Below are 25595 nucleotides of genomic sequence, written 5' to 3' on the forward strand. Positions count from 1 at the left end.
TCCGGCTTGGAATCGGGGCGGCCCGTTTCCCCACGAGTGCGGCACCATTCCGTTTACCCTTTCCTGAGGGTCAGTGCGGGAGGGAAAAGATTGTGTACCGCCCCACGCCCTCGCCGGGCTGGACGCCAGAGAATGAGAACGTCCGAATGAACTCACCCCTCCCACTCCCGCCAGACAGAACGCTGGGGGGAGAGTGCGCTTTGATGCCCACACACCGCACCGACAGGAGCCAAGTTGACAGAACGTAATCCCGGCCAGCCCACCCCCGCCGCCACCGAGGCCACGAACGGGGGAACAACCGCGACCCTGCACCTCGCCAACCAGCGCGAGGCCTTCGCCCTGCTGGGGACGGGGGACGCGAACCTGCGGCGCATGCGGGAGCTGACCCCCGCCAAGATCATCGCGCGGGGCGAGACGGTGACCATTACCGGCGAGCAGGCCGATGTGCAGGCCGCCGAGCGCATGGTCCGCGACGCCCTCGACGTGGTGCGGACCGGCGGCGAACTCACGCCCGAGAGCCTGCTGCGCTCCGCCCGCCTGAGCGGTGAGGGCCGCAGCCTGGCCCAGGAGACGCAGGTCAATGGCCTGAGCCTGCCGCGCGGCCTCAAGGCCAAGACGCCGGGGCAAAAGGTCTACCTCGAAAAGATCGAGGCCTCTGATATCACTTTCGGCGTCGGGCCCGCCGGAACGGGCAAGACGTACCTCGCGGTGGCGATGGCCGTGCAGGCCCTCAAGGCCAAGAAGGTCAAGCGCATCATCCTGACCCGTCCGGCGGTCGAGGCGGGCGAGCGGCTGGGCTTCCTGCCCGGCGACCTCCAGGCCAAGATCGACCCCTACCTGCGCCCCCTGTACGACGCCCTGTACGACATGCTCGACCAGGAGAAGTTCGAGTCGTACCTGACGAGCGGGGTGATCGAGGTCGCGCCGCTGGCCTTCATGCGGGGCCGCACGCTCAACGACGCCTTCGTCATCCTCGACGAGGCACAGAACACGACCGGCGAGCAGATGAAGATGTTCCTGACCCGTATGGGCTTTTCCTCCAAGGTCGTCGTGACGGGTGACGTGACCCAAATCGACCTGCCACGCCACGTGACGAGCGGATTGGCCGTCGCCAAGCGGGTGCTGAGCCGTATCGAGGGCATCGCCTGGCATGAGTTCACCGACGTGGACGTGGTGCGTCACCCGCTGGTCGGCAAGATCATCAAGGCGTACGAAGCCGCCGAGGACGCTGAGCAGGACAAGCGGGCCGCCCGCCGGGGCGAGTTCGCCAATATCCCTGAGGACGACGCGGACGCGAAGTAGGCCGCGGGGCACAGGGACGGAGGGCAGGGGCCACACCGGCTTCCCTGCCCTATCCTGTCTCCCGTGATCGACCTGATCGCCCGCAAAACCCCGCCGCCCGGCCTCCGTCCCGCCCTGCGCGCCAGCCTCGCGGCGGCGATGCGGCATTTCGGCGTGGAGGACCGCGAGGTGACGGTCGTGCTCGTCGGGGACCAGGCTATTCGAGGCCTGAAGCGCGAACACTGGGGCGAGGATGCGCCCACCGATGTGCTGAGTTTTCCAACCTGGGAGCCGGGCGACCCCTTCATGCCGCCGCACCTGGGGGACATCTTCATCAGCCTGGATACGGCGGGGCGGCAGGCCCAGGCGCGGGGCCACTCTCTGACGCTGGAGGTCGCGCTCCTCGCCAGCCACGGCCTGACCCACCTCGTCGGCCACGACCACCCGCACGCGGAGGGCCTGGGCTTTGAGGAGGGGGCGACGGGGCCGGAGTGGCAGGTCTTCCACGACGCCTGGGACGCGGCCCGCTCCGCCCTGCCCCAGGAAGCGTGAGGTCAGAGGGCTCGGCCCTCTCGTGGCGCCGTTGGATCCGCTCGGCGGGCTTCGCCTGGGCCGGAATCATCCACACTTACCGGGTGCAGGCGAACTTTCGCATTGAGATATGGGCGGCAGTCCTCGCGGTCACGCTCGCCCTCGCCCTGCGCGCCCCGCTCTCGCCCATCCTGATCTCCTGCGCCCTGGTCCTGAGCGTGGAGTTGCTGAACACGGCGCTGGAGGCGGTCGTGGACCTCGCCAGCCCCGGCTGGCACCCGCTGGCGAAACTGGCGAAGGACGCGGCGGCGGGCGCGGTGCTGGTGGCGAGTCTGGGCGCGCTGCTCGTTGGGCTGGTGGTGCTGGGGCCGCCGCTGCTGCGGCTGCTCGGCTGAATGGCGGGGCGGTGGGCCATTTCATTAACAACCCACCACGTCATCCTACGGCTCTTCCTGTTCTCTTGGCACGCTTTGGGGAGCGACGCATGGTATGATGACGGTTGTTATGGAGCCTCCCAGTTCCGGCTCTGCAAACACGCCCGGTGAACACCGCCTGCGGGCGGCGTTTTTGCTGTGGCAGACAATAGAAACCGGCGACCGACACCCGGCCCCTGAGGACGTGGTGGGCAGCAGGTGCCTTGCGGGACGCCGGGGCGCGTTGGAGCGCGCACACAGATGAATGATTGGCTAGGCGTGGCATCGCTGCTGTTTCTGGTGGTCGCCAACGGATATTTCGTCGCGGTCGAGTACGCGCTCGTGAGCGTGCGCCGGACCCGCATTGATCAACTCGTGGAGGAGGGCAGCCGGGCTGCCAGAACGGTGCAGCGCGTTCTGAGCCGCCTCGACCTCTACATCGCCGCCGTGCAGCTCGGCGTGTCGATGATGAGCCTCCTCATCGGCTTTATCGCCGAGCCCGCCATCGAACACCTCATGGAGCCGGTGTTCCGGTCGGCGGGGTTGCCCGAGGGGTGGCAGCGGCCCACCTCGTTCCTGGTGGCGTTTGCACTTTCCACCATGCTGCACATCGTCCTGGGCGAACTCGTGCCCAAGTCGGCCGCGCTGCAAAAGAGCGAACAACTGGCGATCACCCTCGTGCGCCCGCTCGTCTGGTTCACCACTATCTTCCGGCCGATCATCCTGGGTCTGAACGGGCTGGGCGCCCTGGTGCTGCGGCTGATGGGCCTCAAAGCTGTGGCCGGGCACCACACCGCCTACTCCGAAGAGGAGATTCGCATGATCGTCAGCGCGTCGAGCCAGGAGGGCGTGTTGGAGGACGACGAGAAGGAACTCGTGTACAACGTGTTCGACCTCTCGGATACGACGGTGCGCGAGATTATGACCCCGCGGGTGGACATGGTCGTCGTGGACGGGGCGAGCCCGCTGCGAAGGCTGCTGGAGCTGAACAGCGAGCACGGTTACTCGCGGGTCCCCGTGTTTCAGGACACCGCGGACAACATCGTGGGGATCGCGCACACCTCCGACATGCTCCGGCACCTCGACGACCTCGACGAGACCACCATCGCGGACGTGATGCGCCCGGTCTTCTTTGTGCCCGAGGGCATGAAGATCAAGGACCTGCTCGCCAAGATGCGCGAGAAGAAGTCGCACCTGAGCATCGTGGTGGACGAGTTCGGCGGCACCTCGGGCCTGGTCACGCTGGAGGACGCCTTGGAGGAGATCGTGGGCGAAATCTACGACGAGACGGACGAGGACGAGCAGCCGCTGATCGAGGTGATTGGCGAGGGCGTGTATCTGATGGACGCGAGCCTCACCGTCGGCGAGGTCGAGGAGCGGCTGGGCACCAATCTGGAGGACGGCGAGGGCGAGTACGACACCCTCTCGGGCTTCATGACGAGCCACTTCGGCGACATCCCGGAGGTGGGGCAGAGCTTCGTGCATGAGGGCTGGGCCTTCGTCGTCGAGGAGGCCGACCAGCGCCGCGTGGCCCGCGTCCGGGTCGAGCGCGCCGCCACCCCCGACCCCCTGGAATCCGTGGAGGACCATGTTCGTGATTGACCCTAACCTGAGCGGTACGGAAACGACTGACGCCGTCCCCGCGCCCGACCCCCAACTGCTGGAGGGGGCAAAAGTTGCTTTCAAACAGGCCTACGCTCCCTACAGCAAATTCCGCGTCGGCGCGGCCCTGAGAACGCCCGACGGCCGGGTCTACCTCGGCGCCAATGTCGAGAACGCCAGCTACGGCCTGGGCCGCTGCGCCGAGCAGAGTGCGGTGCAGGCAATGGCGACGGCCGGGGCGCGCGAGTTCACCGACCTCGTGGTGTACTCCGAGGCCACGCCGCCCGCCAGCCCCTGTGGTGCGTGCCGCCAGATTCTCTTCGAGTTCAGCCCGGACGCCCGTGTGGTGTGCGTGAACCAGCACGGCGACGTGGTGAGCGGCCTGGTGCGCGATTTCCTGCCGCACGGCTTCCGGCTGGAGCAAAGGGATGACGGGCACAAGGTGGGGACGGAGTAGGCCACCATTGGCGGACGTTCAAGGGCGGCGACAGGCCGCCTCTTCTGTGGGCGACAGCCTGGGCCAGCGGTAGGCCAGGAGACGCCGAACGGTCTTGAGGGGTGGCGCTGGAGCACTGCCGGGCACGACCCAGTCGGGCGAGGGGGCAAGGGCATCCTCATCCCAGACCGCGAAATCGACCCGGAGGCAGATCGCCCGCCCCTGAACCCAGAACCTCGTGATGACCTGGCCAAAGACGCGCTCACCCGTCTGAATTGGGAGGGTCGGCGTCACGTCCCGCTTTGCACCCCTCAGAGTCCACAGGCGGACCCCGGAATCATTCCAGGCAATCAGGTACTGCCCACCAGGTGTCCAGCTCAAACCGGGCAAACCCGGCTGGCGGCCCAGATTCAGTGAGCCCCGTCGCGGAGTCACCCGAATCAGTTCGCACCAGTCCGCGTTTACCGGTCCAAAAGCGCAAGCTTGCACCACCGCCGCCGTGCCCGTGGGGTTGAAACGCGTGACAGGGTCGGCCCGGGTGTAAAGATCGGGTGGCGCGGGTTCCGGAAGGGGCACTTGCACGACCCGACCGCCCGGGAAGGTAACGGCCCAGGTCAGCGCAGAAGCCAGCAGCGGGGTGAACATGACCGCATCTTCCCTGGCCGGGCAAGTTCTGTCTTCCACCTTTGGGGAGAACTTCTCGGCCCTCCCCGGCAGTCATACCACTGGTCTGCTCAGCCGGGCGCCCCCGCCAGCGCCCGGTCCTTGCCGAACTGTTCCGCCTCGGTACTCCCCGCCAGCGCCGTCGTGCTGCTCTGCCCGCCCCCCGCCGCCGTCGCCACGAGGTCAAAGTAGCCGGTGCCGACCTCGCGGTGGTGCTTGACGGCGGTGAAGCCCCGCTCCTGCGCGGCGAATTCCCGCTCCTGAAGTTCGACGAAGGCGCTCATCTGGCGGCGGGCATAGCCGTGGGCCAGCTCGAACATGGAGTGGTTCAGCGAGTGGAAGCCCGCCAGCGTGATGAACTGGAACTTGTACCCGCCCTTCCGAGTTCCTGCTGGAAGCGGGCGATGGTCTCGTCGTCAAGGTTCTTCTTCCAGTTGAAGCTGGGCGAGCAGTTGTAGGCGAGGAGCTTGCCGGGGAACTTCGCATGGACGGCTTCGGCAAACTTGCGGGCGTCTTCGAGGTTGGGAACGCTCGTCTCGCACCAGAGCACGTCGGCGTAGGGGGCGTAGGCCAGCGCGCGGCTGATCGCCTGCTCGATGCCGGAGCGGACATAGTAGAAGCCCTCGGGGGTGCGCTCGCCGGTCGTGAAGGGCTTGTCATTGTCGTCGATGTCGCTCGTGAGCAGGTTGGCGGCGTCCGCGTCGGTGCGGGCGATCAGGATGGTGGGGACGCCGCACACGTCGGCGGCGAGGCGGGCCGCGTTCAGCGTGCGGATGAACTGGGAGGTGGGCACCAGGACCTTGCCGCCCAAGTGCCCGCCTCGATCATCGCCTTCATCAGCTCGAAGGCGTTCAGGGGGCCGCCGAACCCCGCCTCGGCGTCGGCGACGATGGGCACGAAGTAGTCCACGTCGCCTTTGCCCTCGGCGTGCTGAATCTGGTCGGCGCGGCGCAGGGTGTTGTTGATGCGCCGCACCACGTCCGGCACCGAGGAGGCGGGGTAGAGGCTCTGGTCGGGGTACATCTGCCCGGCATTGTTCGCGTCGGCGGCGACCTGCCAGCCGCTGAGGTAGATCGCCCTCAGGCCCGCCTTGACCTGCTGCATCGCCTGGTTGCCGGTCAGGGCGCCCAGCGCGTTCACGAAGGGCTCCTCCCTCATCAGCCGCCACAGCTTCTGCGCCCCGTGCCGGGCGAGGGTGTGTTCGATAGGCAGGCTGCCGCGCAGCCGCACCACGTCGTCAGCGGAGTAGTTGCGCTGAATACCCTGCCAGCGTTCCTCGGTGCGCCAGATTTTTTTGTGTGTTGGGTCAAGTCCGTCAGACTGCGGACGGTCAGGCCCAGCCCAGGTCACCGAGCCAGCGCTTTTTTCGGGCCATCCCAGGCCGCATCCTAGATCTGGCCGACCTGGGGCCTTTCTCTCGACACTGCACCCTATCCGAGGCCCTGAGCCTGCACCACAAGAAGAGTCCCGAGAAAGCGCGTGCCTGACAGCCTTCCCCCTTTTCAGGAGGTGTTTGATGGTTGTCCTCGGCATTGACGTCGGCAAGCGGGAGCTGTTCGTGAGCCTGCAGGAGACCCAGAGCGGCATGGATGTTTGGGTGATCGCCAAGCGCGGCCCCATCGCCAACACCGCTGCTGGGCTGCACGACCTCACCACCTGGCTGCAGAAGCGGACGTCTGGAGACGTTCAGGTGGTGATGGAAGCGCCCACCGTGTATTGGGAACGCTGCGCCCACCATTTCCATGCCCAGGGCGTCGCGGTGAGCGTGGTCAACCCCGACCAGATCAAGTATTTCGCCCGTTCCGTATTGCGCCGGGGAAAAACCGATGCCATGGATGCGGAAATCATCGCGCGGTACGGGCTGGTCATGCAGCCCGGGTGCTGGGCACCGCCCAGCACGACCTTGAACGATCTTAAGCACCTGACCCGTGAACGGGAGTCGGTGCTCGGGAGACGCACCCGGGAGAACAACCATCTCATCGCCCTTCGGGATGCCCACCATGCTTCAGCCGTCGTCGTCACGCTCGCGGCCCAGCGGCTCGAACTGCTGGATCGTCAGTTGGTGGCGTTGGACGAAGCGCTGCACACCCTGGTGAACACCGACCAGGAACTCCAGCAGCAGCTGAAGCTGCTGCTGACGGTGCCGGGCTTTGCCTTCATCTCCGCCGTCACGATCCTGGCAGAGACCGCTGGCTTCAGTCGTCTATCCACTGGGGCCGAGATCTCAGCAGCGGCCGGAATGGCCCCATCGCCACAGCAATCGGGGTCGAAAACGGGACGAGGCAGCATCTCGAAGACGGGCAATGCCCGTCTCCGGCGGATCGCCTATCTCTGTGCGCTGGGCGCCGCCAAATCCAACAGCCGGTTGAAGATCTTTTACGAGCAACTCAAGGCACGCGGGAAGCCACCGAAAGTGGCACTGACCGCGCTGGGACGCAAATTACTCTGCATAGGGTTGGCCGTGGTCAAGTCCGGGACGCCCTATCAAGACGACTTTGGTCCGTGTAACGCCCGCGCTGATGGGCCCGCTCAACCCGCCATCCTGTGCGGTTGACAGGCAACGGGCGAAACCCTATCTAGAATCTCGGCGTGTGTGCGGGGGGTGGGCGTCATGCGGGCCTCCTGGGTGTGAGAAGGTGGCCTCGCCCGGTCAGGGCGAAGAGACGGATGGCGGCTTGCTGGGGCGAGGCACGGGCCTCTGGGTTGGATGGGGTCATTGTGCGTGACCCTATTGGCTCACGGACTGGTGTACCTCATGGACGGCGGGGTACACCACTTCGGCAGGTACACCATTTGAGGGTGAAGGCAGGGGCTGCGCTCCAAGCCTCACCACTGGGAAAACGCCACGGGCAGGGCATTTTCTCCCTCTCTCCTCGCAGGCTGGGTGACGCAGGGAAGTCCTTGATTGAAGGAAAAAGCCATGTGGATCGACAAAAAAGCTTATTCCCTTTGAGTGGGGAGGCCGGGTGGGGATGAACGGGCCGGGCGTCCGGGGCCAGTGGGAAGCCCATTCGAGCCACCCCGGCAGGACAAGACAGCGAACCTCCCCCTCCGCTCGCCGCTGGAGCCGTCCTCAGGCTCGCCACACCGCAGAGCGGCCGGGAAGAGTACAAAGAGTACGCTCCCTGCCAGGCGGAAGAAGGCGCAGACCAGGAGCCTCAGCCCCGGATGCCGACCGGCACGGCCAGCCACGCCTCCAACTCGCGCTCGAACTCGGCGTGGCGGTCGTGGTGGTAGAGCAGGCCGTGGAAGCCTGCCTGGCGGGCAGCGTCGATGTTCTCCTGCACGTCGTCCACGAAGGCGATTACGGCGGCGGGCACCCCCATCGCCTCCTCCAGCGCGGTGAAGGCGGCGGGGTGCGGTTTCTTCTGCCGAATCTCGTTGCTGAAGACCAGGGCGTCAAAGCGGGCGAAGCGCGGGTCGCGGCGCAGGTGGTCGCTGACGACGGGGTAGTTGTTGCTCAGCAGGCCGACGCGCACCCCGGCGGGCAGGGCGGCGAGGGTGGCGTACATGGGTTCGTTGTCGTGGACGCTGCCCAGGTACAGCGCCTCGAACTCGGCGTAGGGCAGGGTGATACCCGTCTCCTCCTGCATCACGGTCCAGAACTGCGGGAGAGTCCACTCGCCGACCTCCAGTTGCCGCACGTGGCGGAAGTAGCTCTCGCGCACGCGCTCCACGGGCACCCCGCTTTGCTGGGCCATATTCAGGGTGGAGCGGCCGTCGAAGGTGCCGACGGTAAAGACGCCCCCCCAGTCGAAGGCGACGTGACGGGCGGCTGGGAGGGTCGGGGAGGTCATGCGGCGCATTCTGCCGCAGCGGGGCGAGTGGACGGGGGCGGCTGTTCAGACCGAGGGACTCCCCCACCACGCCTCACCCGGGCGGGAACTGACTTAGAAGGGGCGCCTCTATACTCGGCCCCATGATCAGCATGAACGAGGCCGCCCCGACCTACAGGCAGGATGTCAGGGCGGTCACGGAGAAACTGAGGGCGCACCCCGGCCCCATCGTGGTGCTCTCGCACGAGAATCCGGATGGGGACGCGCTGGGCAGCGTGCTGGGCCTGACCCGAGCGTTGCGGGCGCTGGGCAAGACGGTCATCGCGCCGATGGATGTGCCCCGCTACCTGCGGTTCCTGTCCCTGCCGGGCGAGATCAGCACGCCCCTCACCGAGTGGCCCCAGGGTGCCCTGGCCGCCGTGTTGGACGTGGACAACAACGATCCGGCCCGGGTGGCGGGCGCCGACCTGAACACCTTTACCGGCGAGGTCGTGAACGTGGACCACCACGGCACGAATGCCCGGCGGGCCGCCGCGTTCGTCGTGGACCCCGGCCGCCCCGCCACCGCGATGATGGTCGCCGACGTGGTGGACGCGCTGGGCGTCCCCTGGTCGGAGGCCATCGCCACTCCGCTGATGCTGGGCCTGACGACCGACACCGGATCGTTCAAATTCGACAGCGTGACGCCCGAGACCTTCGAGGTCGCCGCCCGGCTGCGGGCGCACGGGGCGCGGCTGGGCTGGCTGAGTGACCAGCTCGGCCAGCACCCGCGCGCCTACTACCTGCTGCTGCGCGAGGTGCTGGGCACGATGGAATTCCTGTACGGCGGCCGGGTGGTCCTGGCCCGCGTGGACGACGCCATGCTGGAGCGGTCGGGCGCCACCTGGGAGGACGTAGAGTCCTACGTGAGCCTGCTGCGCGGCGCCGAGGGGGCCGTCCTCGCCGTGATGGTGAAGGACTTCGGGGACCGGGTGAAGCTGTCGCTGCGCTCGCGCGGCAACGTCAGTGCCCAGAACATCGCCGTGGCGCTGGGGGGCGGCGGCCACGTCCCGGCGGCGGGCGCGTCGCTGAGCCTCTCCTACCCTGAGGTGCGCGCCCGGCTGGAGGAGGCCGTCGCGGCGGAACTCGCGCGGGCGGAGGCGGCGACGGTCTGATCCCGGCTCCGCAACCCGCCCCCGTCAGCGTGGGGCGGGTTTTGCGGCGAGAGAGGCCCGCTCCCCGTCCAGCACCGCGTCAATCCCGGCGTTGATCCAGGCGAAGGCGCGGCGGGTGTTCGGCATGGTGTACGTCTCGTCCGAACCGTGCTGCATGAAGGCGTAGACGACGTGGCGCCCGTCCTTCGTCTCGACGTAACCCGTGTACGTCAGGATGCGCCAGCCGTTGCCCCCCTTGCCCTCGAACAGGGCGACGTTGTGCCGCGTCTCCTCCTTCAGCGCCGGGCGACCGAAGCCCATCGCCGCCACCTCCCGCTGCCATTCCAGCGCGCGGGGGCTCAGGCCGGGGCGCAGGTACTCGTGGGCGAGGAACGTGGCGAACTCGTAGGGCGAGCTAAGGTTGTGAACGCGCAGGTCGTCCTCGGGTTTGGGCTCCCCATCAAAATACCGGTCGAGCTGGCGCTGGAGGTAGTCTGCCCGGTACTGCCGCGCGTCGGCGTCGATGGCGGCGGCCAGGCGCTCGCGTTCGGGGCCGACCCGCGCGCCCCAGTCCGGTGCGTCGTTAAACGCTTCCGACAGCCCCGCCTGCGCCGCCCACCAGTCCTTGGTCGTCAGGATCAGGCGGGTGCGGCACAGGCCCAGGTCGTCAGCGAGCCGCTGCACCGTGCCCAGTCCCACCCGGCGGTGCAGGATATCGGTGGCGGTGTTGTCGCTCTTGTGAATCATGCGGACGGTGAGGTCCCGGACGGCCGTGCCGTCGAAGGGGTAGGCGCCCAGGCTCTGGTTCTCGTGGGAGACGTCGAACCGCTCGTTCGGCCGGAGCCTCCCGGCGTCAATCTCCCGCAGCACCGCCCACAGCACCGCCTGCTTGTACGTGCTGGCGAGGGGAAACACACCGTCGGGGTTCTCGGCCACCGCGCGGACGGGCTCCAGGGTGGCCGGGTCCACCTCCGCCACCCACAGGCCCAGGCGACCGCTCAGGGGCAGGAGTGGGGGCGGGGCTTTCGCTACGGCGGGCGCGTCTCCCAGGCAGCCGGGGGCGTTGGGGTCGGGCGTGGCGGGGGACACCGCCTGGGCCGGGGGCAGACTGCTCTCGGGACGGCGCCACGCCCACAGCCCCCCGACGAGGGCGAGCGCCGCCAGGACATACCGGCCCTTGTTCCGCAGGGCGGGAGGAGGCGATGCCATGCCTTTACGCTGTCAGGGGCTCCAGGGTCGCGCCGACCGTGCCCGGCCCCGCATGCGTCGCCACGACCGCGCCGATCTGGTGGTCACCCATATCCTCGAACTTCAGGGCGCCCAGGCCCGCGCGCACCTCGCGCAGGTAGTCCTCACCCCCCACGGTGGAGAGAAAGGCCACCCGCGCCCCGCCGTTTCCCTCCACGTAGCGCCGCACATGGTCCACGATGTCCGCGATGGCCTTTTTGTGGCCGCGCACCCGCCCGCCCGACTCGACCCGGCCGTTCTTCACCGTCAGGATCGGCTTGATGTTCAGCAGGCTGCCGAGAAGCGCCTGGGCACCGCCGATGCGCCCGTTGATCCGCAGGAACTCCAGGGTGTCCACGGTAAAGCGGATGTCGGCCTTGGCGGCCACGCGCTCCAGCTCGGCCACGATCTCGGCCACCGTGCGGCCTTCCCGCGCCCGCTGGGCGGCCCGCAGCACCTGCATCCCCAGGCCCATGCTGACCGAGCGGCTGTCCACCACGGTCACCCGGTCCCCGAACTCCTGGGCTGCCAGCCGGGCACTGCCCACGGTGCCCGAGAGCTGCCCGCTGATATGCACGCTGAGCACCTGATCGGCCCCCTGAAGCGCCTCGCGGTACACCGCGGCGAATTCGGCCGGGCTGGGCTGGGAGGTGCTGGGCGTCTTCTTGCCCTCCTTGAGCCCCTTGAAGAGGTCGGCGGGCGTGATGTCGATGCCGTCTTTGTGCATCTTACCGTCGAACAGCACATACAGCGGCACGCTGCGGATGCCGTGCTGCTCACGCAACCCGGGATCAAGGTCGCTCGTGGAGTCCGTGACGATGGCGATGGTCATGGAGGCCATCTTAACGCGGCGGGCCGGAAAGCCGGGGAGAAGGGCATGCCGTGGTCAACTCCTCAGTCGACTTCGCTGACAGCTCTCCTGAGAGGGAAGCCAAGTCCGCCCTTTACCCGCCGGGGACCTGCGTCTGTTGCCTCCCTCCCCGGGGAGGTGGCCCGCAGGGCCGGACTCGCAGAGGAGTCTCGCTTGTGCCGACCTGGCGGTGGCCGTGATCGCTCGGGCACACGGGAAAAACGCCGTCCAAGTGGGCGGCGTTCTGGGAAGGTCGCGGCGTTCAGTCCTTCTTCTTCGGCACCCACTTCTTGCGTGTGCCCGCCTCCTGCATCACCGGTTCGGGATCGGTGGGTTCGGGAGCAGGAGTCACCTCAGCGGCGGGCTGGGCGGAAACACCTGTCTCAGCTTTCGCCTTCGGCTGCCACTTGGGACGCTCGCCGGAAGTGGGGGTGGAGACAGGCTCGGTGACGGGAGCGGCAGGCACAGCCTCGGCAGGTGCGGCGCTCGCGGCGGCCTTCGGAGCCCACTTCTTGCGCTCGCCGGGCTGGGGGGTGGAGATAGACTCGGCGACTGGAGCAGCGGCCTCGGGCTGAGGAGTCGGTGCCTCCGGGGCAGGTTGGGCGGAGGCCGCCCCCTTCGGACTCCACTTCTTGCGCTCAGCCGGGGCAGGAGTGGCTTCGGCGGCAGAGGAAGCAACGACGGGTGCAGGCTCGGACGGCGCCTCGCCGATCTGCGCTTCCGGCTGGGCCGCCGTCTTGGGCTTCCAGGCCTTGCGGGTCGGGGCAGCGGCGGGCTCGGCACCACTCTGGTCTTCGGTCTGGGGCGCAAGCGTGACGGAGACCGGGCTCACGTCGTCGCTGGCCGCCTTCGGCTTCCAGGCCTTACGAGCGGGCGTCTCGCTGGTGGCTGACGGCTGAGTGCCGACCGCCTCCACAGACGCCGCGCTCACGTCATCCCCGGCACTCTTCGGCTTCCACGCCTTGCGGGTTGGCGTCCCGGCGGGCTGAGCGGCAGGAGCGGCCTGCGCCACGTCATCTCCCCCACTCTTCGGCTTCCATGTCTTGCGGGGCGAGGAATCCGCCGAGCTGAAGGTGACCGGGCTGGGCACCGTGTCCTGCACCTCCGGCTGCGTGTGCGCGTTGCCCAGGGGACTGCCGGGCTGGGCGTTCAGCACCTCGGCGCTCGTCTGGCCGAGAATGTCCGGGTCCGCACCCGCGCCGGGGGTCTCGCCGCTGTGGGCCACGGGCTGGGCCGTGATGGGCACGGTGGGAATGGGCGACTCCTCCAGGGTGCTTTCAGGAGCTTCAGCTGGCGCCACCCACTCGCCGGTCGCGCGCTGCATGCTCTCCAGCATGAGTTCGGCCACGTCCCGCACCACGATGTCGTCACGCTTGGCCTTTTCCGGCGTCGAGTTCAGCATCGACTTGCAGAAGGGGCAGCCCACGGCCACGACCTTGCCGGTCTGCTCGTACTCGGCGACCGTCTGGGCCGCGCCGTCCAGCCGGGCCTGAATCTCCCGGAAGCGGTTATCGCTCAGCCGCTCGCGGCCCTCTTCTTCCTCCTTCCAGAACTGGGCGCCGCCCGCGCCGCAGCAGAAGGAGTTGTCGCGGGCGCGTTCGAGTTCCAGCACCTCGCCCGCCATCCTCGTGATGAGGGTGCGCGGCGCGTCATACACGCCATTGTGGCGGCCCAGGTAGCAGGGGTCGTGATAGGTGACGGACTCGTGGAGCTGGGCGAGGGGGAGTTTACCCGCCGTGACGAGGTTCTCCAGGTACTCGGTGTGGTGGATAACCCGGTAGTCGCCACCGAGTTGCTTGTACTCGTTGCCAATGGCGTTCATGCAGTGCGGGCAGGTGGAGACGATCAGCCGGGGCCGCACCGTGTTCAGCGTCTCGACATTCTCCTGGGCGAGCTGCTGGAACAGGAACTCGTTGCCCGAACGGCGGGCGGAGTCGCCCGTGCAGGCCTCCTTCTTGCCCAGAACAGCGTAGCTGACGCCCGCCTTGTCGAGGAGTTGCACGAAGGAGCGGGCCACCTTCTGCGCGCCGGGGTCGTAGCTGGCCGCACAGCCGACCCAGTAGAGGACGTCGGGCTCGGGGTTCTCGTCGATGGTCGGTACCCTCAGGCCCTCGGCCCATTCCATGCGCTTGTCACGGCTGATGCCCCAGGGGTTGCTCGCACGCTCCATGCCGCGGAAGGCCGTCTGAAGCTGCGGCGGGAACTCGCCCGCGACCATGACCTGATGGCGGCGGATGTCGATGATGTCGAGCATCTGCTCGTCCTGCACCGGGCAGACCTGCATACACGCGCCGCAGGTCGTGCAGGCCCACACCGACTCCTCGTTGATGGCGAATTCGAGGAGGGGGTGGGCGGTCGAGGCGCCGGACTCGAAGGCGGCGGGCTTCAGCGTGAAGGGGCTGGGGTGCGCCGCGATCACGTTCAGCTCCATGCGCTTGTTGATCTCCAGAGCAGCGGGCGAGAGCGCCTTGCCGGTCGCGTTCGCTGGGCACACGTCCTGGCAGCGGTTGCACTGGATGCAGGCGTAGGCGTCCAGCAACCGGGGCCACTCCAGGTCTTCGAGCTTCTGCACGCCGAGTTTGGGCTCCTCGGCCTCCATCGCCTCCTCCAGCCCCTTCATGGGTGGGATGACGCCGGTGGGAACTGGCCGCCGCACGGTGTACTTCAGCGGTGCCATGAAGATGTGGATGTGCTTGGAGAAGGGGAAGTAGGCCAGGAAGGCGAGGACGGAGCCGAGGGCGCCCCAATAGCCGAAGATGCGCCAGCCCTCCAGCCCCCGCTCGCTCAGCCCGCCGAACAGTGTATTGCCGACGAACGTGGAGAACGGCTGGAACGAGTCGCCCCCCTCCAGTGCCATCTTCGCCCCCTGCCCGAGGACCCGGCTGCCAACGTGGAAGGTAATGAAGGCGGAGACGATCAGGCTGTCGCGCAGGATGAAGTTCTGCTTGAGGAGCGGGTGCAGCAGCGTCTTTTCAGTAAACTTGAAGTCCCGCTTTGAGGGCAGGAAGAGGCGGCGAATCACCAGCGAGATCACGCCGACGAGGACCAGGAAGCTCAGCACGTCGGCGAGGACGTTGTAGACCGCACCAAGGGGGTTTTCCGACGTGATGTTGAAGTGGAAGTACCCCTCCAGCCCATCCACGATGTTGACGAGCAGGTAATACGTGAAGCCGTAAAAGATGAAGGCGTGCAGGAAGCTCACCCAGGGGCGGCGGCGGAAGGTGCGCTCCTGGGTCAGGCTGACGCGGAGGGCGTAGCCGATACGCTCGGGCAGGTTGTTCCAGCGGGGCTCGGTGGCGGACGCGCCGCGCCGAATCCTCTGGTAAAGACGGTAGAAGCCCCACAGGCCGAAGGCCCCGGCGATCAGGGCAAAGACGAAGAACAGGATTTTGTGTTCGAGCGGCAGCAAGACAGTCTCCTCGGGCGGGGGGTAGGACAAAAACTTTGAACTCAGTCAAAGTATACCGGGCGGCGGCCCGGCAGGAAGGGAACCCGACCAGCATACGCGGGTGCGGAGAATACCGAACGTGCGGTAGGGCGGAAAAGACAGGGGGAACCAGACCGCACCGCTCCCGAGACACCCGTTACCCTGAGCAAGCCTCAGGAGGTTCCCATGCTCGTCGATTATCACACCCACCATTACCGCTGCGGCCACGCGGGCGGCAACCTGGAAGACTACGTGGAGGCGGCCATCCACGCGGGCCTCGCCGAGATTGGCCTGAGTGACCACAGCCCCATCTACCACCTCGGGGACAATCCGCACCCGTTGCCCGGCACGGCCATGTCGCAGCAGGAATTTCCCGCCTACCTGCGCGAGATGCAGGACGTCCGGGACCGCTTTGCTGGAAGTATCGCCGTCCGCCTCGGGGTCGAGAGCGACTACGTGCTGGGCTGGGAGGACCATTACCGCGGGTTGTGGCGCCAGTACCCTTTGGATTACGTGATCGGCAGCGTTCACTGGCTGGGGAAGTGGAGCATTTTCTCGCCCGAGTTGCCGCCGGGCCGCACACCGGAAGACATTTACGAGGAGTACCTGATCACCACGCAGGCCGCCGCCCGATCCAGGGCCTACGACATCCTCGGGCACCTCGACTGCCTGAAAACGCGCGGCCACATTCCCGACCTGAGCATCACGCCTCGGCTGGAGGAGACGGTGCGGGTAATCGCTTCGACTGGTGTCGCCATTGAGCTGAACACGAGCGGCTGGCGCAAGGGGCTGGGCGAGCCCTACCCGCGCGAGGAACTGCTGGCGGTGTGCTGCCACTATGGGGTGCCGGTCACCCTCGGCTCGGACGCGCATAGTCCGCAGCATGTTGCCGCGGGCTTCCCCGAGGCGGTCGAGTTGCTGGAACGGGTCGGCTACACCTCCATTGCGCGCTTTGAGGGGCGGCAAAGGTTCGAGTTGCCGCTGCGCTGAAGCCCCCACGCGCTACCCTCTCTGCGTGAGCCTCACCCCCACCGAACTGCAAGCGTACCTCTCGGCCCTCGCCACCGGGGAACTCAAGCTCTCGACGATGATCTGGGGGCCGCCCGGCGTGGGCAAGAGCAGCGTGGTCGCACAGGTGGCCGGGCGCCACGGCCTCGACTTCGTGGACGTGCGGCTCTCACAGCTCGCGCCCACCGACTTGCGCGGCCTGCCGGTGCCCGAGTCGGACGGGCAGGGCGGCGGCGTCAGCAAGTGGTATCCGCCCGAATTCCTGCCGCGTTCGGGCCGGGGCGTCCTCTTTCTGGACGAGGTGAACATGGCGCCGCCCACCATGCAGGGGATGGCCCAGCAACTCATCCTTGACCGCCGGGTGGGGAGCTACGAGTTGCCGGAGGGCTGGTTCGTGTGGGCGGCCGGGAACCGCAAGGAGGACCGCGCCAGCGTGTTCGACATGCCCGCGCCCCTCGCCAACCGCTTCCTGCACCTGACGGTTCGGCCCGACTTCGACTCGTGGCGGTCGTATGCGCTGGGCCGCGGGCTGCACGAGCATGTCATCGCTTTCCTGACCTTCCGCCCGGAGTTGCTGCACCGCCTCGACCCTGCCCAGCCCGCCTGGCCGAGTCCCCGCGCCTGGGAGATGGCGAGCCAGCTTCACCGCGCCCGACTCGACGTGGCGCCCGCCGTGGGAGAGGCCGCCGGGGCCGAATTCAGCGCCTTCGTCCGGCTGTACGAGCAGCTTCCCGACCTCGGCCTGGTGCTGCGCGGCCAGGGCTCGGGGCTGAGGCTGCCGGACGAGCCCAGCGTCCGCTACGCCGCCGTGGTGGGGCTTGCGGCCCGCGCCGCTACTGCGGACGAGGCCTACCACGCCTTTCAGTGGCTCTCGGAGAGTGCGGGGCCGGAGTGGCTGCAACTCTACATCGCCACCCTGGTGAGCAAGTTCCAGGCCATCGGGCAACTCGGCGAGTTGGCCGGGCTTCTGGGGCGCGACGAGCGGCTAGCGGCGCTGGTGCAGGGCACGCTGGAACTGGCGGGGGGATGAGACGGGGAGTGGGCAGTAGGGAGTGGTTGGTGGGCCGTAGTTCTTGTCTTTCCCGCTTCCCACAGACCACCCATCACTCCCCGCACTGGGGGCGCGCATGACCCCCCCCGACTTCCAGCGCCTCATCTCTGGCTCCCGGTTGCGTCTGCGCGGCAAGTCGGCCTTTTTCGCCACCCTGCTGCTCCACGCGGAGTTCGTGCCGTCGCGGGAGGTCATCGCGGCGGGCACCGACGGCGAGCGGGTGTACGTGAACCCGGAGGTCGCGGCGAGCCTGCCGCCGGACGTGCTTGACGGCCTGCTGCTGCACGAGGTGCTGCACGCGGCGCTGTCGCACGTGGAGCGGCGCGGGCCCCGCGAGAAGAAACGCTGGAACCGGGCCGCCGACACCATTGTCAATGGGATGGTGGCTGCCACCGGGCTGCCGGTTCCCCCCCAGGCCACGCGCGACGAGCACTTGGAGAAGCTCAGCGTGGAGGAGGTCTACACCGCGTTGGAGGGCCAGGCACCCGAGGAAGGCGAGGAGGAATCGGACGACCTGCTCGACGGCCCACCCTCCGACGCCCCGCCCAAGGGGAGCAAACCCGGCAACTCGGCGGCGCGGCAGTGGCAGCAGGCCCTCGCCCAGGCGCGCAGCGTGGACGCGATGAGCGGTGGGAAGGGGGATGATCCGCTGGGAGCGCACCGCGAACTGGCCCGGCTGGCCCCCGCGCGGCTGGACTGGCGGGCGCAACTGTGGCGCTTCCTGGCCCGGACCCCGGTGGACTTCGGGGGCTTCGACCGCCGCTTCGTGGGGCGCGGGCTGTACCTGGAGGCGCTGGACGACGAGTCGCTGACCGCTCTGGTTGCGGTGGACACCTCGGGCAGTGTGGACGATGGGGCGGTGAGGGCTCTGGTCGCCGAGGTGCAGGGCGTTCTCGGCGCCTACCCGCACGTCAAGGCCATCCTCTACTACGCGGATACGGAGGCATACGGCCCCTTCGAGTTGCGGCCAGGCGACACCATTCCCCAGCCACAGGGAGGCGGAGGCACCGACTTCCGGCCCATCTTCAACCTCAGCGAGACGCACGAGCCGGACGTGCTGGTCTACCTGACGGACGGGTACGGGGATTTTCCCGAGCAGCCCCCGAAGATGCCGACTCTCTGGGTGGTGCCGCCCGGCGGGCTGGAGGACGAGGGCTTTCCCTTCGGGGACGTGTTGCGGCTGGGGGAGTAGGCGGCTTCCTTACAGTTCCAAGCTCGACAGCGGCGAACACTGCGCGCATGAGGCCGCACCTATGAGACTGGGCATCATTGGTTCCGGCATGGTCGGCCGGACGCTCGCGGCGGATCTGGCGCGGCTCGGACACGAGGTCGTGATCGGCACGCGCGATCCGGGCAAGCTGGAAGCCTTCGTGGCGGAGCATCCGGGCGTACGCGCCGCCCCCAACTCTGAGGCCGCGGCCTTCGGGGAGCTGGTCCTCCTGGCGACGAACTGGGCGGGCACGCGGGAGGCCCTTGAACTCGCAGGCGCCGACAACCTGAACGGCAAGGTCGTGGTGGACATCACCAACCCGCTGGACTTCTCGACCGGACGGCCCGCCCTCGCGCTGGGCTGGAACACCTCGGCGGGCGAGCAGGTGCAGGGCTGGATTCCAGGCGCGCGGGTGGTGAAGGCGCTCAACATCGTCACCGCCGACGCGATGCTGAAGCCGCGGGAATTCACGGGCGGGGAGCCGGACATGTTCATCGCCGGAAATGACGCGGAGGCAAAGGGCGAGGTCACGCGACTCCTGGAAAGTGTCGGTTGGGGGGTGGTCAATCTGGGCGACATCACCATGAGCCGCTCTATCGAGCCGCTCGCCATGATCTGGATTGTCCACGGCTTCAACTCGGGCTGGACGAAACGCAACCACGCCTTCAAACTGCTCAACCGCTGAGGAGAGCCACGGCCCTATGCTGGCCCGCATGATTCGCCCCGACTCCTTCGTGCCGTCCGTGCGTGTGACTCCCCCGGACGATGCGCTGCTCTTCATCTTCCTGGAAGGTCGCCTCCTGCTGCGGGAGGACGGCGCGCTGCCGAGGGGACGCCCGGAGGAATTTCCCGTGGATCTCGTAAACCCGCTCGGCCTGCTGGACGGGCTGCCCGTCTTCGGTGCGCGGCTGACCGGCGAGGCCCCCACGGGCTTCACGCTCCGCCCTCTACGTGGAGTGTACGGCGTGCTGCCCGAAGACCTCTTCGGCCTCGCGGGCTACGCCGCGCAGATCGTGGAGTGGGACCGCACCCACAGATTCTGCGGGGCCTGCGCGACCCCCACCGTCCGTTCCGAGCGGGAAACGTCAAAGGTGTGCCCGAACTGCGGCCTGACCGCATACCCGCGGGTCGCCCCAGTGGTCATGGCGCTCGTCACGCGCGGGGAGGGCGAGAACCGGGAATTCCTGCTCGCCCGTGGCCCACACTTCGCGCCCGGGATGTATTCCGCGCTGGCGGGCTTCGTCGAGCCGTCCGAGACGCTGGAACACGCCTGCCACCGCGAGGTGCGCGAGGAGGTGGGGGTGGAGATCGCCGGGCTGCGCTACCGCTTCAGCCAGCCGTGGCCCTTTCCGCACTCGCTGATGATCGCCTTCACCGCCGAGTATGTGGGCGGCGACCTCATGCTCCAGCCGGAGGAGATCGAGGACGCGGGATGGTACAGGGTGGAGAGCCTCCCCACGTTGCCCCCGCCCTTCAGCATCGCGCGCAGGCTGATCGAGACGGTGGCCCGCGGGGAATGAACCACCGTCCTTCCGCCGCCCCTCTGCCATAGTGGGCGCCATGACCTTCCCGGACCTTGGTTCCCGCACGCTCACGGCCCTGCGTGTGGAGGACGCGCTGGAGGCGGCCGGGGCGGAGCGGGCCACCGCCGACACGCTCGCGGGGCTGAGTGCCCACCCGGACAGCCGGGTGCGGGCCCTCGTTGCCCGGCACCCCAACACGCCCGTCGAGGTGCTGGGGACACTTGCGCCCCTCTTCCCGCGCGAGGTGCTGGCTAATCCCGGCCTTCCCCTGATACGCCTGGCCCGCCCCAACCTGCTGAACGTCTTTCCGGCGGAAGGCGTGATCGCCCTGCTGTCGCAGCCGGACGCTCCGGGCTGGGTCCTTGACGGCGCGGCCCGCCACGAGGACTTCGGGGTGCGGGCGGCGCTGGCGGCGAGGCCGGACCTGACGCCGCAGCGGGTCGCGGCCCTCGCCCAGGACGCCGGGTGGCAGGTGCGCGAGGCGGTGGCAAAACGAGCGGACCTGCCTGAGGCCCTGGTGCGGCAACTCGTGGGGGACGACGACTATGACGTGAGGAAGGCGGTGGCCGCCCGCCCCGACCTGCCCGGCGACGTGCTGCGGACACTTGTTCAGGATGCCCACGGGATCGTGCGGGCCAGCGTCGCTCGGCGGCTGGACCTGCCGCTCGACTGCATGCTCACCCTGGGCACCGACGAGGACGGGGACGTGCTCGCCACCCTGGCGCGGCGGGTGGACCTGCCCCGCAACGTGCGCGAATGGCTCGCCGGAAACGAGTCGCCGGTCGTGCGCGCCGCCGCCCTCCAGGCCTGGAGTGTCCCTGCCCCCTGGCTCGACCGCGCCGAACACGACGCCGACCCCGACGTGCGCGCCGCCCTGGCCCGCCGCCCGGACGCCGGGGCCGAACGGCTGACCCAACTGGCCGGGGACGAGTCCGAAACCGTGCGCCGCGCCCTGCTGGAGCGCAACGACCTTCCGGACGGGGCCATCCTCGCCCTCGCCCGCTCGCCCGAGCAGGACATCCGGCTGCACATCGCCAGCGCCGAGGGGCTGACGGGGAACGTCCTCGACGCCCTGCTGGGGGACCCTGACTCCGCCGTCCGCACCATCCTCGCGGTTCGGCCAGACCTCGACCAGGAGCGCCTCGCCCGCCTCGCCACCGACCCGGATGGGGAGGTGCGCCGCGCAGTGGCCTACGCCGAAGCGCCCGGGGAGGAGGTGCTGACCCGCCTCGCCGCTGATATCAACGCCGGGGTTCGGCGCGCCGCCGCCCGACACCGCGATCTTCCCCCAGTCCTGCTGCCCATCCTCGCCACCGACCCGGACGAGGGGGTGCGGCTGGCGGTGGCTGGGAGGGTCGATTTGCCAGAGGGAGTCCGGGAGCGGCTCCTCAGTGACCCGGACGAGAGTGTGCGGGCGGAGGCGGGGCTCAACCCTATGTAAGGGAGACTCGGCGGGTGGAGTAGGCAGGCGCTGCCTGCCACCCCCCTCCCAGCCTCCCCCGCAAGGGGTGAGGGGCCAAAAGCTCGCTCTTTAAACCCGTCTCCTATAGACGGCCGATCGCCACAAGCAGCTCACTCTCGCACGGCCTTCACCCCGCCTTGCTCGCGCAGCGAGACGGTGGGCACGCGACTCGGATATCAGCAAGATCAACATTCCGCGTCGAGAAGGACGGCCACAGGCGAACTGGGCGAGCCCCCACCCCCTACCCCTCCTTTCCGCCAAACTGCCTCCCATGACCGACATCCGTCTCCCCCTCGGCGGCCTGAAGTTCAGCGTCCGCGTCGCCATCCTCTGCGTGCGCGGTGACCGCCTGCTGGCAAATACCGCCGAAAACCTGGGCTTCTGGTTCCTGCCCGGCGGCGCCCTCTCCACCGACGAGGACGTGGTGACCTGCGCCGCCCGCGAGTGGGAGGAGGAGACGGGCACCCGCGCGGGGCCGCTCCGACTGGTCGGCGTGCTGGAGAACTTCTTCGGCCCAACACACAAGCGGCAGCACGAGATCGGTTTCTACTTCCGCATGGAGGCGCCGCCCGAACTTCCCGACGGGGCGTTCACCGTGCTGGACAACGCCGACGTGATTTGCGAGTGGGTCCTAGTGTCGGAAATCGCCACTCGGCCCGTCTACCCGCTCGCGGTGGCCGAGTTCCTGAAGGCCGCTCCCGGTGAGGTGCGCCACCTCGTCGAGCGAGGCTGAGCCTCAGACCCGGGTGAGGTTGGCGAACTTCACGAGCAGCTTCTTCGTTCCAGCAGTGGGGAAGTGAACGGTGACCTCCTGCCGGTCGCCGACGCCCGCCACCGCCAGCACCTGCCCCTCCCCGAACTTGGGATGCGTGACCTTCTCGCCGCCCCGGTAGGCCATGCCCTCAGTCATCGGGCTGGTGTTTTTGACGGCGGTGGGGCGGGCAGAGACGGTCGGGCGGTAGTCCTTCCAGCTCTTCTGGCGGTAGTCGATGACCTGCCCGTAGGGGTCCACCGCGTCGAAGCCGCCCTCAATCTCCTCCAGGAACCGGCTGTCCTCGGTGGCGTTCGTCTTGCCGTACTGCATGCGGTTTTGCGCGGCGGTCAGGAAGAGGCGCTCCATCGCCCGGGTGATGCCCACGTAGAAGAGGCGCCGCTCCTCCTCGATCCCGCCCGGCTCGATCAGGGCGTTCTTGCTGGGGAGCAGTCCCTCCTCCGTGCCGACGATGAAGACGGCGGGGAATTCGAGTCCCTTGGCGTTGTGCAGCGTCATCAGCGTGACGGCGTCCTCAGGCACGTCGCGGTTTTCCTGCTTCGCGCGCATGTCGTCCACGCTGGAAAGGAGCGCCGCGTCGTCGAGGAAGTCCTGAATGGTGCCCTCGTTCGTCTGCGACCATTCCTCGGCTGCGTTGACGAGTTCCTCCAGGTTCTCCATGCGGACCTGGCCCTCCTGCCCCTCCTGGCGCAGCAGGTCGAGGTAGCCGCTCGTCTCGATCACGTAGCGCAGGAAGGGGCCGGGCTCATAGTTGTCGGCCGCCGCGCTCATCGCGTGGATCAATTCGGCGAACTCAACCGGCTTCTGCCCGCCGCGGTCGAGGATGCCCCGCTCCACCGCGTTCGCACAGGCCGTCAGGATGGAGGTCCCGTTCACCCGCGCCCACTCCATCAGCCGCTCCAGCGCCGTGTCCCCGATCCCGCGCCGGGGCCGTCCGATGATGCGCCGCAGCGCCACATCGTCGTCCGGGTTGATGGCGAGGCGGGCGTAGGCGAGCACGTCCCTGATCTCGCGGCGGTCGTAGAAGCCCACGCCGCCCACGATCTTGGCCGGAATCTGCACCCGGCGCAGCGACTCCTCGATCACGCGGGACTGCGCGTTCGTGCGGTACAGGATCGCCATGTCCGAAAACTTCATCCCCTCGGCGTGCAGCCGCGTCAGCCACTCGGCTACGAAGTCCCCCTCCGAGCGGTGGTCCGTCGCCCGGTGGAAAAGGACCGGGTGCCCCTCCTCCTTGACGGGCCGCAGCGTCTTTTCCAGCCGCTCGGAGTTGTTCTCGATCAACTTGTTGGCGAGGCCGAGAACACGGGCACTCGAACGATAGTTATGTTCAAGCATGTAGACCTTGGCATCGGGGTAGTCTTTCTGAAAGTCGAGGATGTTTTGAATATCGGCCCCACGGAACTTGTAAATCGACTGATCGGGGTCCCCGACGACCAATAGATTCCGGTCCCGGCTCGCCAGAAGGCGTGTCAATTCATACTGCGCCTTGTTCGTATCCTGATACTCGTCCACGTGAATAAAGCGGGCTCGGTCCTGAACGCGGTCAAGAACACCCGGCACTTCCTTGAAGAGGCGCACCGTCTCGGTAATCAGGTCGCCAAAATCAATTGCGTTCTGTCCCTTCTTGCGCGCCTCGTAGCGGCGGTACGCCTCGGCGGCAGCCTCTCTTGGCAGGCCGCTGATGAAGGGCTCGGGGTTGCGGTCGAGGTCGGCGGGCGTGAGCAGGTTGCTCTTGGCCCGGTCGAGGATGGCGCGCAGCACGCGGGGGTTGGTGTCCGGGCCGATGCCGGGGATGGATCCCATGACCTCTTTGAGAATGTCCATCTGGTCATCGTCGTCGTAAATGACGAAGCTGCGCCGGAGCCCGATGTGTTCCCCGTACGCGCGCAGGATGCGGACGCCCGCGGAGTGGAAGGTGCTCATCCACAGCCGATCGGCCCCCTGCACGAGATGCTGGGCGCGCTCGCGCATCTCGGCGGCGGCCTTGTTGGTGAAGGTGACGGCCAGGATTTCGCCCGGGTCCGCCCGGTAGTGCTGGATCAGGTGAGCGATGCGGTATACGAGGGTACGGGTCTTGCCGCTGCCCGCCCCCGCGATCACCAGCGCGGGGCCAGTGTGGTGGTTGGCGGCCTGCGCCTGATTGGGATTGAGCTGGGACAGCAGGGGGGAATCGGGCAGGTCCGGCACGGTGGTCACCGGGGGATTGTATCAGGGGGGTTACGTCAGCGGCGTAACGCAGACCCCAGCGGGTGTTCCCGGCCCGGTGCCGCCTTTCGCCACGCCTAACCCTGTTAGCCTCGCCCCTATGGAACGGACGACGAGCATCGCCGTGGGCAGTGTGGTGGTCGCCACCGTCGTGCTGGGCCTGAAGTTTCTCGCCTACCTGCTGACGGGCAGCGTGGCGCTGTATTCGGACGCCCTCGAGAGCATCATCAACGTGGCGGCGGCGCTGGCGGCCCTGATCGCCCTGCGGGTGGCGGCCCGGCCCGCCGACGCGAACCACCCCTACGGGCACACGAAGGCCGAATACTTCAGCGCGGTGGCGGAGGGCGTTCTGATCGTGCTGGCGGCGGTCAGTATTGCCCGGGAGGCCTGGCCGGTGCTCCTCAACCCCCGGCCTGTGGAGGCGCCCTGGGCCGGTTTGCTCGTCAACCTGGGCGCGAGCGCACTCAACGGGGTGTGGGCGGCCGTGCTGCTGCGGGCGGGGCGGGCGGCGCGGTCACCGGCCCTGCTCGCCGATGGGCGACACATCGTGACCGACGTGGTGACGAGCGTGGGCGTGCTGGTGGGCGTGCTCCTCGCGCGGCTGACGGGGTTCTCGTGGCTCGACCCGGCGCTTGCCCTGCTGGTCGCCGGGAACATCGTGTGGAGCGGCTGGGGCCTGGTGCGCGAGAGCGTCGGCGGACTGATGGACGCGGGCGTGGACCCCGCCACCGAGGCCCGCATCCGCCACGCCATGAGCGAACACGCGGAGGGCGCCCTGGAGATGCACGACCTGCGGACCCGTCACGCCGGGCAGGTGACGTTTATCGAGTTTCACCTCGTGGTGCCGGGGGACATGACCGTCACGCAGGCTCACGCCATCTGCGACCGGCTGGAGGACGCTCTCCGCTCCGAGATGCCCGGCGCGCACGTCACCATCCACGTCGAACCCCAGGAGAAGGCCAAGCACCACGGCGTCCTGGTGCTTTAGGGCGGGGCGGCGAAAAGCGGGCCGGGCATTCAGA

The 25595-nt window shown here is 68.2% G+C and carries 20 protein-coding genes and 1 pseudogene; 15 read left to right on the top strand and 6 right to left on the bottom strand.

Annotated elements, in window-relative coordinates:
- Positions 1 to 234: 234 nt before the first annotated feature.
- The 5 genes from F784_RS0105910 to cdd all read left to right on the top strand — a co-directional run bounded on the left by F784_RS0105910 (position 235) and on the right by cdd (position 4284).
- A complete protein-coding gene (locus F784_RS0105910; RefSeq protein ID WP_019585794.1) occupies positions 235 to 1302 on the top strand; it encodes a PhoH family protein in 1068 nt (355 codons plus the stop codon).
- A 63-nt stretch (positions 1303 to 1365) separates the two neighbouring features.
- Positions 1366 to 1833: an rRNA maturation RNase YbeY gene (gene ybeY, locus F784_RS0105915; RefSeq protein ID WP_019585795.1), complete on the top strand. Its 468-nt coding sequence runs from the start codon at positions 1366 to 1368 to the stop codon at positions 1831 to 1833.
- Positions 1830 to 2207 (top strand): diacylglycerol kinase, encoded by a 378-nt coding sequence (locus F784_RS0105920; protein ID WP_019585796.1) that lies wholly within the window; start codon positions 1830 to 1832, stop codon positions 2205 to 2207. Before ybeY ends, F784_RS0105920 begins: the two co-directional genes overlap by 4 nt.
- A 279-nt stretch (positions 2208 to 2486) precedes the next feature.
- On the top strand, positions 2487 to 3827 hold the full coding sequence (locus F784_RS0105925; RefSeq protein WP_026332304.1) for a hemolysin family protein: 1341 nt from the start codon (positions 2487 to 2489) through the stop codon (positions 3825 to 3827).
- Positions 3814 to 4284, top strand: coding sequence for a cytidine deaminase (gene cdd / locus F784_RS0105930; protein WP_019585798.1), 471 nt, complete (start codon positions 3814 to 3816; stop codon positions 4282 to 4284). The genes F784_RS0105925 and cdd overlap by 14 nt, the downstream gene beginning before the upstream one ends.
- Positions 4285 to 4997: 713 nt before the next feature.
- On the opposite strand, the pseudogene aceA reads toward cdd, so the two are convergent.
- A pseudogene (gene aceA / locus F784_RS22385) lies at positions 4998 to 6216 on the bottom strand (isocitrate lyase).
- A gap of 226 nt (positions 6217 to 6442) precedes the next feature.
- Here aceA and F784_RS0105940 point away from each other — a divergent pair.
- Positions 6443 to 7480 (top strand): IS110 family RNA-guided transposase, encoded by a 1038-nt coding sequence (locus F784_RS0105940; RefSeq protein ID WP_019585799.1) that lies wholly within the window; start codon positions 6443 to 6445, stop codon positions 7478 to 7480.
- A gap of 604 nt (positions 7481 to 8084) precedes the next feature.
- Here the strand turns inward: F784_RS0105940 and F784_RS0105945 are convergent.
- Positions 8085 to 8723, bottom strand: a complete 639-nt coding sequence (locus tag F784_RS0105945) for an HAD family hydrolase (RefSeq protein WP_019585800.1) — start codon at positions 8721 to 8723, stop codon at positions 8085 to 8087.
- A gap of 122 nt (positions 8724 to 8845) precedes the next feature.
- Here F784_RS0105945 and F784_RS0105950 point away from each other — a divergent pair, with 122 nt between their 5' ends.
- Positions 8846 to 9856 carry a DHH family phosphoesterase gene (locus F784_RS0105950; RefSeq protein WP_019585801.1) on the top strand — a complete coding sequence of 337 codons (1011 nt, stop codon included), beginning with the start codon at positions 8846 to 8848 and terminating at the stop codon, positions 9854 to 9856.
- 24 nt (positions 9857 to 9880) lie between these two features.
- Here F784_RS0105950 and F784_RS0105955 read toward each other — a convergent pair whose 3' ends face one another.
- From F784_RS0105955 to F784_RS0105965, 3 genes are all read right to left on the bottom strand, one after another.
- Positions 9881 to 11044 carry a serine hydrolase gene (locus F784_RS0105955; protein WP_019585802.1) on the bottom strand — a complete coding sequence of 388 codons (1164 nt, stop codon included), beginning with the start codon at positions 11042 to 11044 and terminating at the stop codon, positions 9881 to 9883.
- Positions 11045 to 11048: 4 nt separating this feature from the next.
- Positions 11049 to 11894 (bottom strand): DegV family protein, encoded by an 846-nt coding sequence (locus tag F784_RS0105960; RefSeq protein WP_019585803.1) that lies wholly within the window; start codon positions 11892 to 11894, stop codon positions 11049 to 11051.
- A gap of 280 nt (positions 11895 to 12174) precedes the next feature.
- Positions 12175 to 15321, bottom strand: coding sequence for a (Fe-S)-binding protein (locus tag F784_RS0105965; RefSeq protein WP_019585804.1), 3147 nt, complete (start codon positions 15319 to 15321; stop codon positions 12175 to 12177).
- Positions 15322 to 15525: 204 nt separating this feature from the next.
- Between F784_RS0105965 and F784_RS0105970 the strand changes: the two genes are divergently transcribed.
- The 7 genes from F784_RS0105970 (at position 15526) to F784_RS0106000 (ending at position 22326) form a co-directional block, all read left to right on the top strand.
- The gene (locus F784_RS0105970) at positions 15526 to 16329 is read left to right on the top strand and encodes a histidinol-phosphatase HisJ family protein (protein ID WP_019585805.1); all 804 of its coding nucleotides are present in this window, start codon (positions 15526 to 15528) and stop codon (positions 16327 to 16329) included.
- A gap of 25 nt (positions 16330 to 16354) precedes the next feature.
- A complete protein-coding gene (locus tag F784_RS0105975; protein WP_019585806.1) occupies positions 16355 to 17377 on the top strand; it encodes an ATP-binding protein in 1023 nt (340 codons plus the stop codon).
- 97 nt (positions 17378 to 17474) lie between these two features.
- Complete coding sequence (locus F784_RS0105980; protein WP_019585807.1) at positions 17475 to 18590, top strand: vWA domain-containing protein; 1116 nt, start codon at positions 17475 to 17477, stop codon at positions 18588 to 18590.
- Positions 18591 to 18651: 61 nt separating this feature from the next.
- Positions 18652 to 19293 (top strand): NADPH-dependent F420 reductase, encoded by a 642-nt coding sequence (locus tag F784_RS0105985; RefSeq protein ID WP_019585808.1) that lies wholly within the window; start codon positions 18652 to 18654, stop codon positions 19291 to 19293.
- 28 nt (positions 19294 to 19321) lie between these two features.
- A complete protein-coding gene (gene nudC / locus F784_RS0105990; protein ID WP_245557765.1) occupies positions 19322 to 20128 on the top strand; it encodes an NAD(+) diphosphatase in 807 nt (268 codons plus the stop codon).
- A gap of 40 nt (positions 20129 to 20168) precedes the next feature.
- A complete protein-coding gene (locus tag F784_RS0105995; RefSeq protein WP_040382570.1) occupies positions 20169 to 21572 on the top strand; it encodes a hypothetical protein in 1404 nt (467 codons plus the stop codon).
- A gap of 292 nt (positions 21573 to 21864) precedes the next feature.
- Positions 21865 to 22326: an NUDIX domain-containing protein gene (locus F784_RS0106000; protein ID WP_019585811.1), complete on the top strand. Its 462-nt coding sequence runs from the start codon at positions 21865 to 21867 to the stop codon at positions 22324 to 22326.
- A 3-nt stretch (positions 22327 to 22329) separates the two neighbouring features.
- On the opposite strand, the gene F784_RS0106005 is transcribed toward F784_RS0106000, so the two are convergent.
- Positions 22330 to 24564 carry an ATP-dependent helicase gene (locus F784_RS0106005; RefSeq protein WP_019585812.1) on the bottom strand — a complete coding sequence of 745 codons (2235 nt, stop codon included), beginning with the start codon at positions 24562 to 24564 and terminating at the stop codon, positions 22330 to 22332.
- Positions 24565 to 24673: 109 nt separating this feature from the next.
- Here F784_RS0106005 and mntE point away from each other — a divergent pair, with 109 nt between their 5' ends.
- Positions 24674 to 25561 carry a manganese efflux transporter MntE gene (mntE, locus tag F784_RS0106010; RefSeq protein WP_019585813.1) on the top strand — a complete coding sequence of 296 codons (888 nt, stop codon included), beginning with the start codon at positions 24674 to 24676 and terminating at the stop codon, positions 25559 to 25561.
- The last annotated feature ends 34 nt before the right edge of the window (positions 25562 to 25595 follow it).

Origin of the sequence: Deinococcus apachensis DSM 19763 (assembly GCF_000381345.1) — a bacterium.
Taxonomy (GTDB): Bacteria; Deinococcota; Deinococci; order Deinococcales; family Deinococcaceae; genus Deinococcus; species Deinococcus apachensis.

Excerpts from the sequence above, each read along its gene's own strand:
- F784_RS0105955 (WP_019585802.1), bottom strand. The coding sequence starts at position 11,044 with ATGGCATCGCCTCCTCCCGCCCTGCGGAACAAGGGCCGGTATGTCCTG.
- mntE (WP_019585813.1), top strand. The coding sequence starts at position 24,674 with ATGGAACGGACGACGAGCATCGCCGTGGGCAGTGTGGTGGTCGCCACC.
- F784_RS0105970 (WP_019585805.1), top strand. The coding sequence starts at position 15,526 with ATGCTCGTCGATTATCACACCCACCATTACCGCTGCGGCCACGCGGGC.
- F784_RS0105980 (WP_019585807.1), top strand. The coding sequence starts at position 17,475 with ATGACCCCCCCCGACTTCCAGCGCCTCATCTCTGGCTCCCGGTTGCGT.
- cdd (WP_019585798.1), top strand. The coding sequence starts at position 3,814 with ATGTTCGTGATTGACCCTAACCTGAGCGGTACGGAAACGACTGACGCC.
- nudC (WP_245557765.1), top strand. The coding sequence starts at position 19,322 with ATGATTCGCCCCGACTCCTTCGTGCCGTCCGTGCGTGTGACTCCCCCG.
- F784_RS0106000 (WP_019585811.1), top strand. The coding sequence starts at position 21,865 with ATGACCGACATCCGTCTCCCCCTCGGCGGCCTGAAGTTCAGCGTCCGC.
- F784_RS0105960 (WP_019585803.1), bottom strand. The coding sequence starts at position 11,894 with ATGACCATCGCCATCGTCACGGACTCCACGAGCGACCTTGATCCCGGG.
- F784_RS0105945 (WP_019585800.1), bottom strand. The coding sequence starts at position 8,723 with ATGACCTCCCCGACCCTCCCAGCCGCCCGTCACGTCGCCTTCGACTGG.
- F784_RS0105925 (WP_026332304.1), top strand. The coding sequence starts at position 2,487 with ATGAATGATTGGCTAGGCGTGGCATCGCTGCTGTTTCTGGTGGTCGCC.
- F784_RS0105940 (WP_019585799.1), top strand. The coding sequence starts at position 6,443 with ATGGTTGTCCTCGGCATTGACGTCGGCAAGCGGGAGCTGTTCGTGAGC.
- F784_RS0105950 (WP_019585801.1), top strand. The coding sequence starts at position 8,846 with ATGATCAGCATGAACGAGGCCGCCCCGACCTACAGGCAGGATGTCAGG.
- F784_RS0105985 (WP_019585808.1), top strand. The coding sequence starts at position 18,652 with ATGAGACTGGGCATCATTGGTTCCGGCATGGTCGGCCGGACGCTCGCG.
- F784_RS0105995 (WP_040382570.1), top strand. The coding sequence starts at position 20,169 with ATGACCTTCCCGGACCTTGGTTCCCGCACGCTCACGGCCCTGCGTGTG.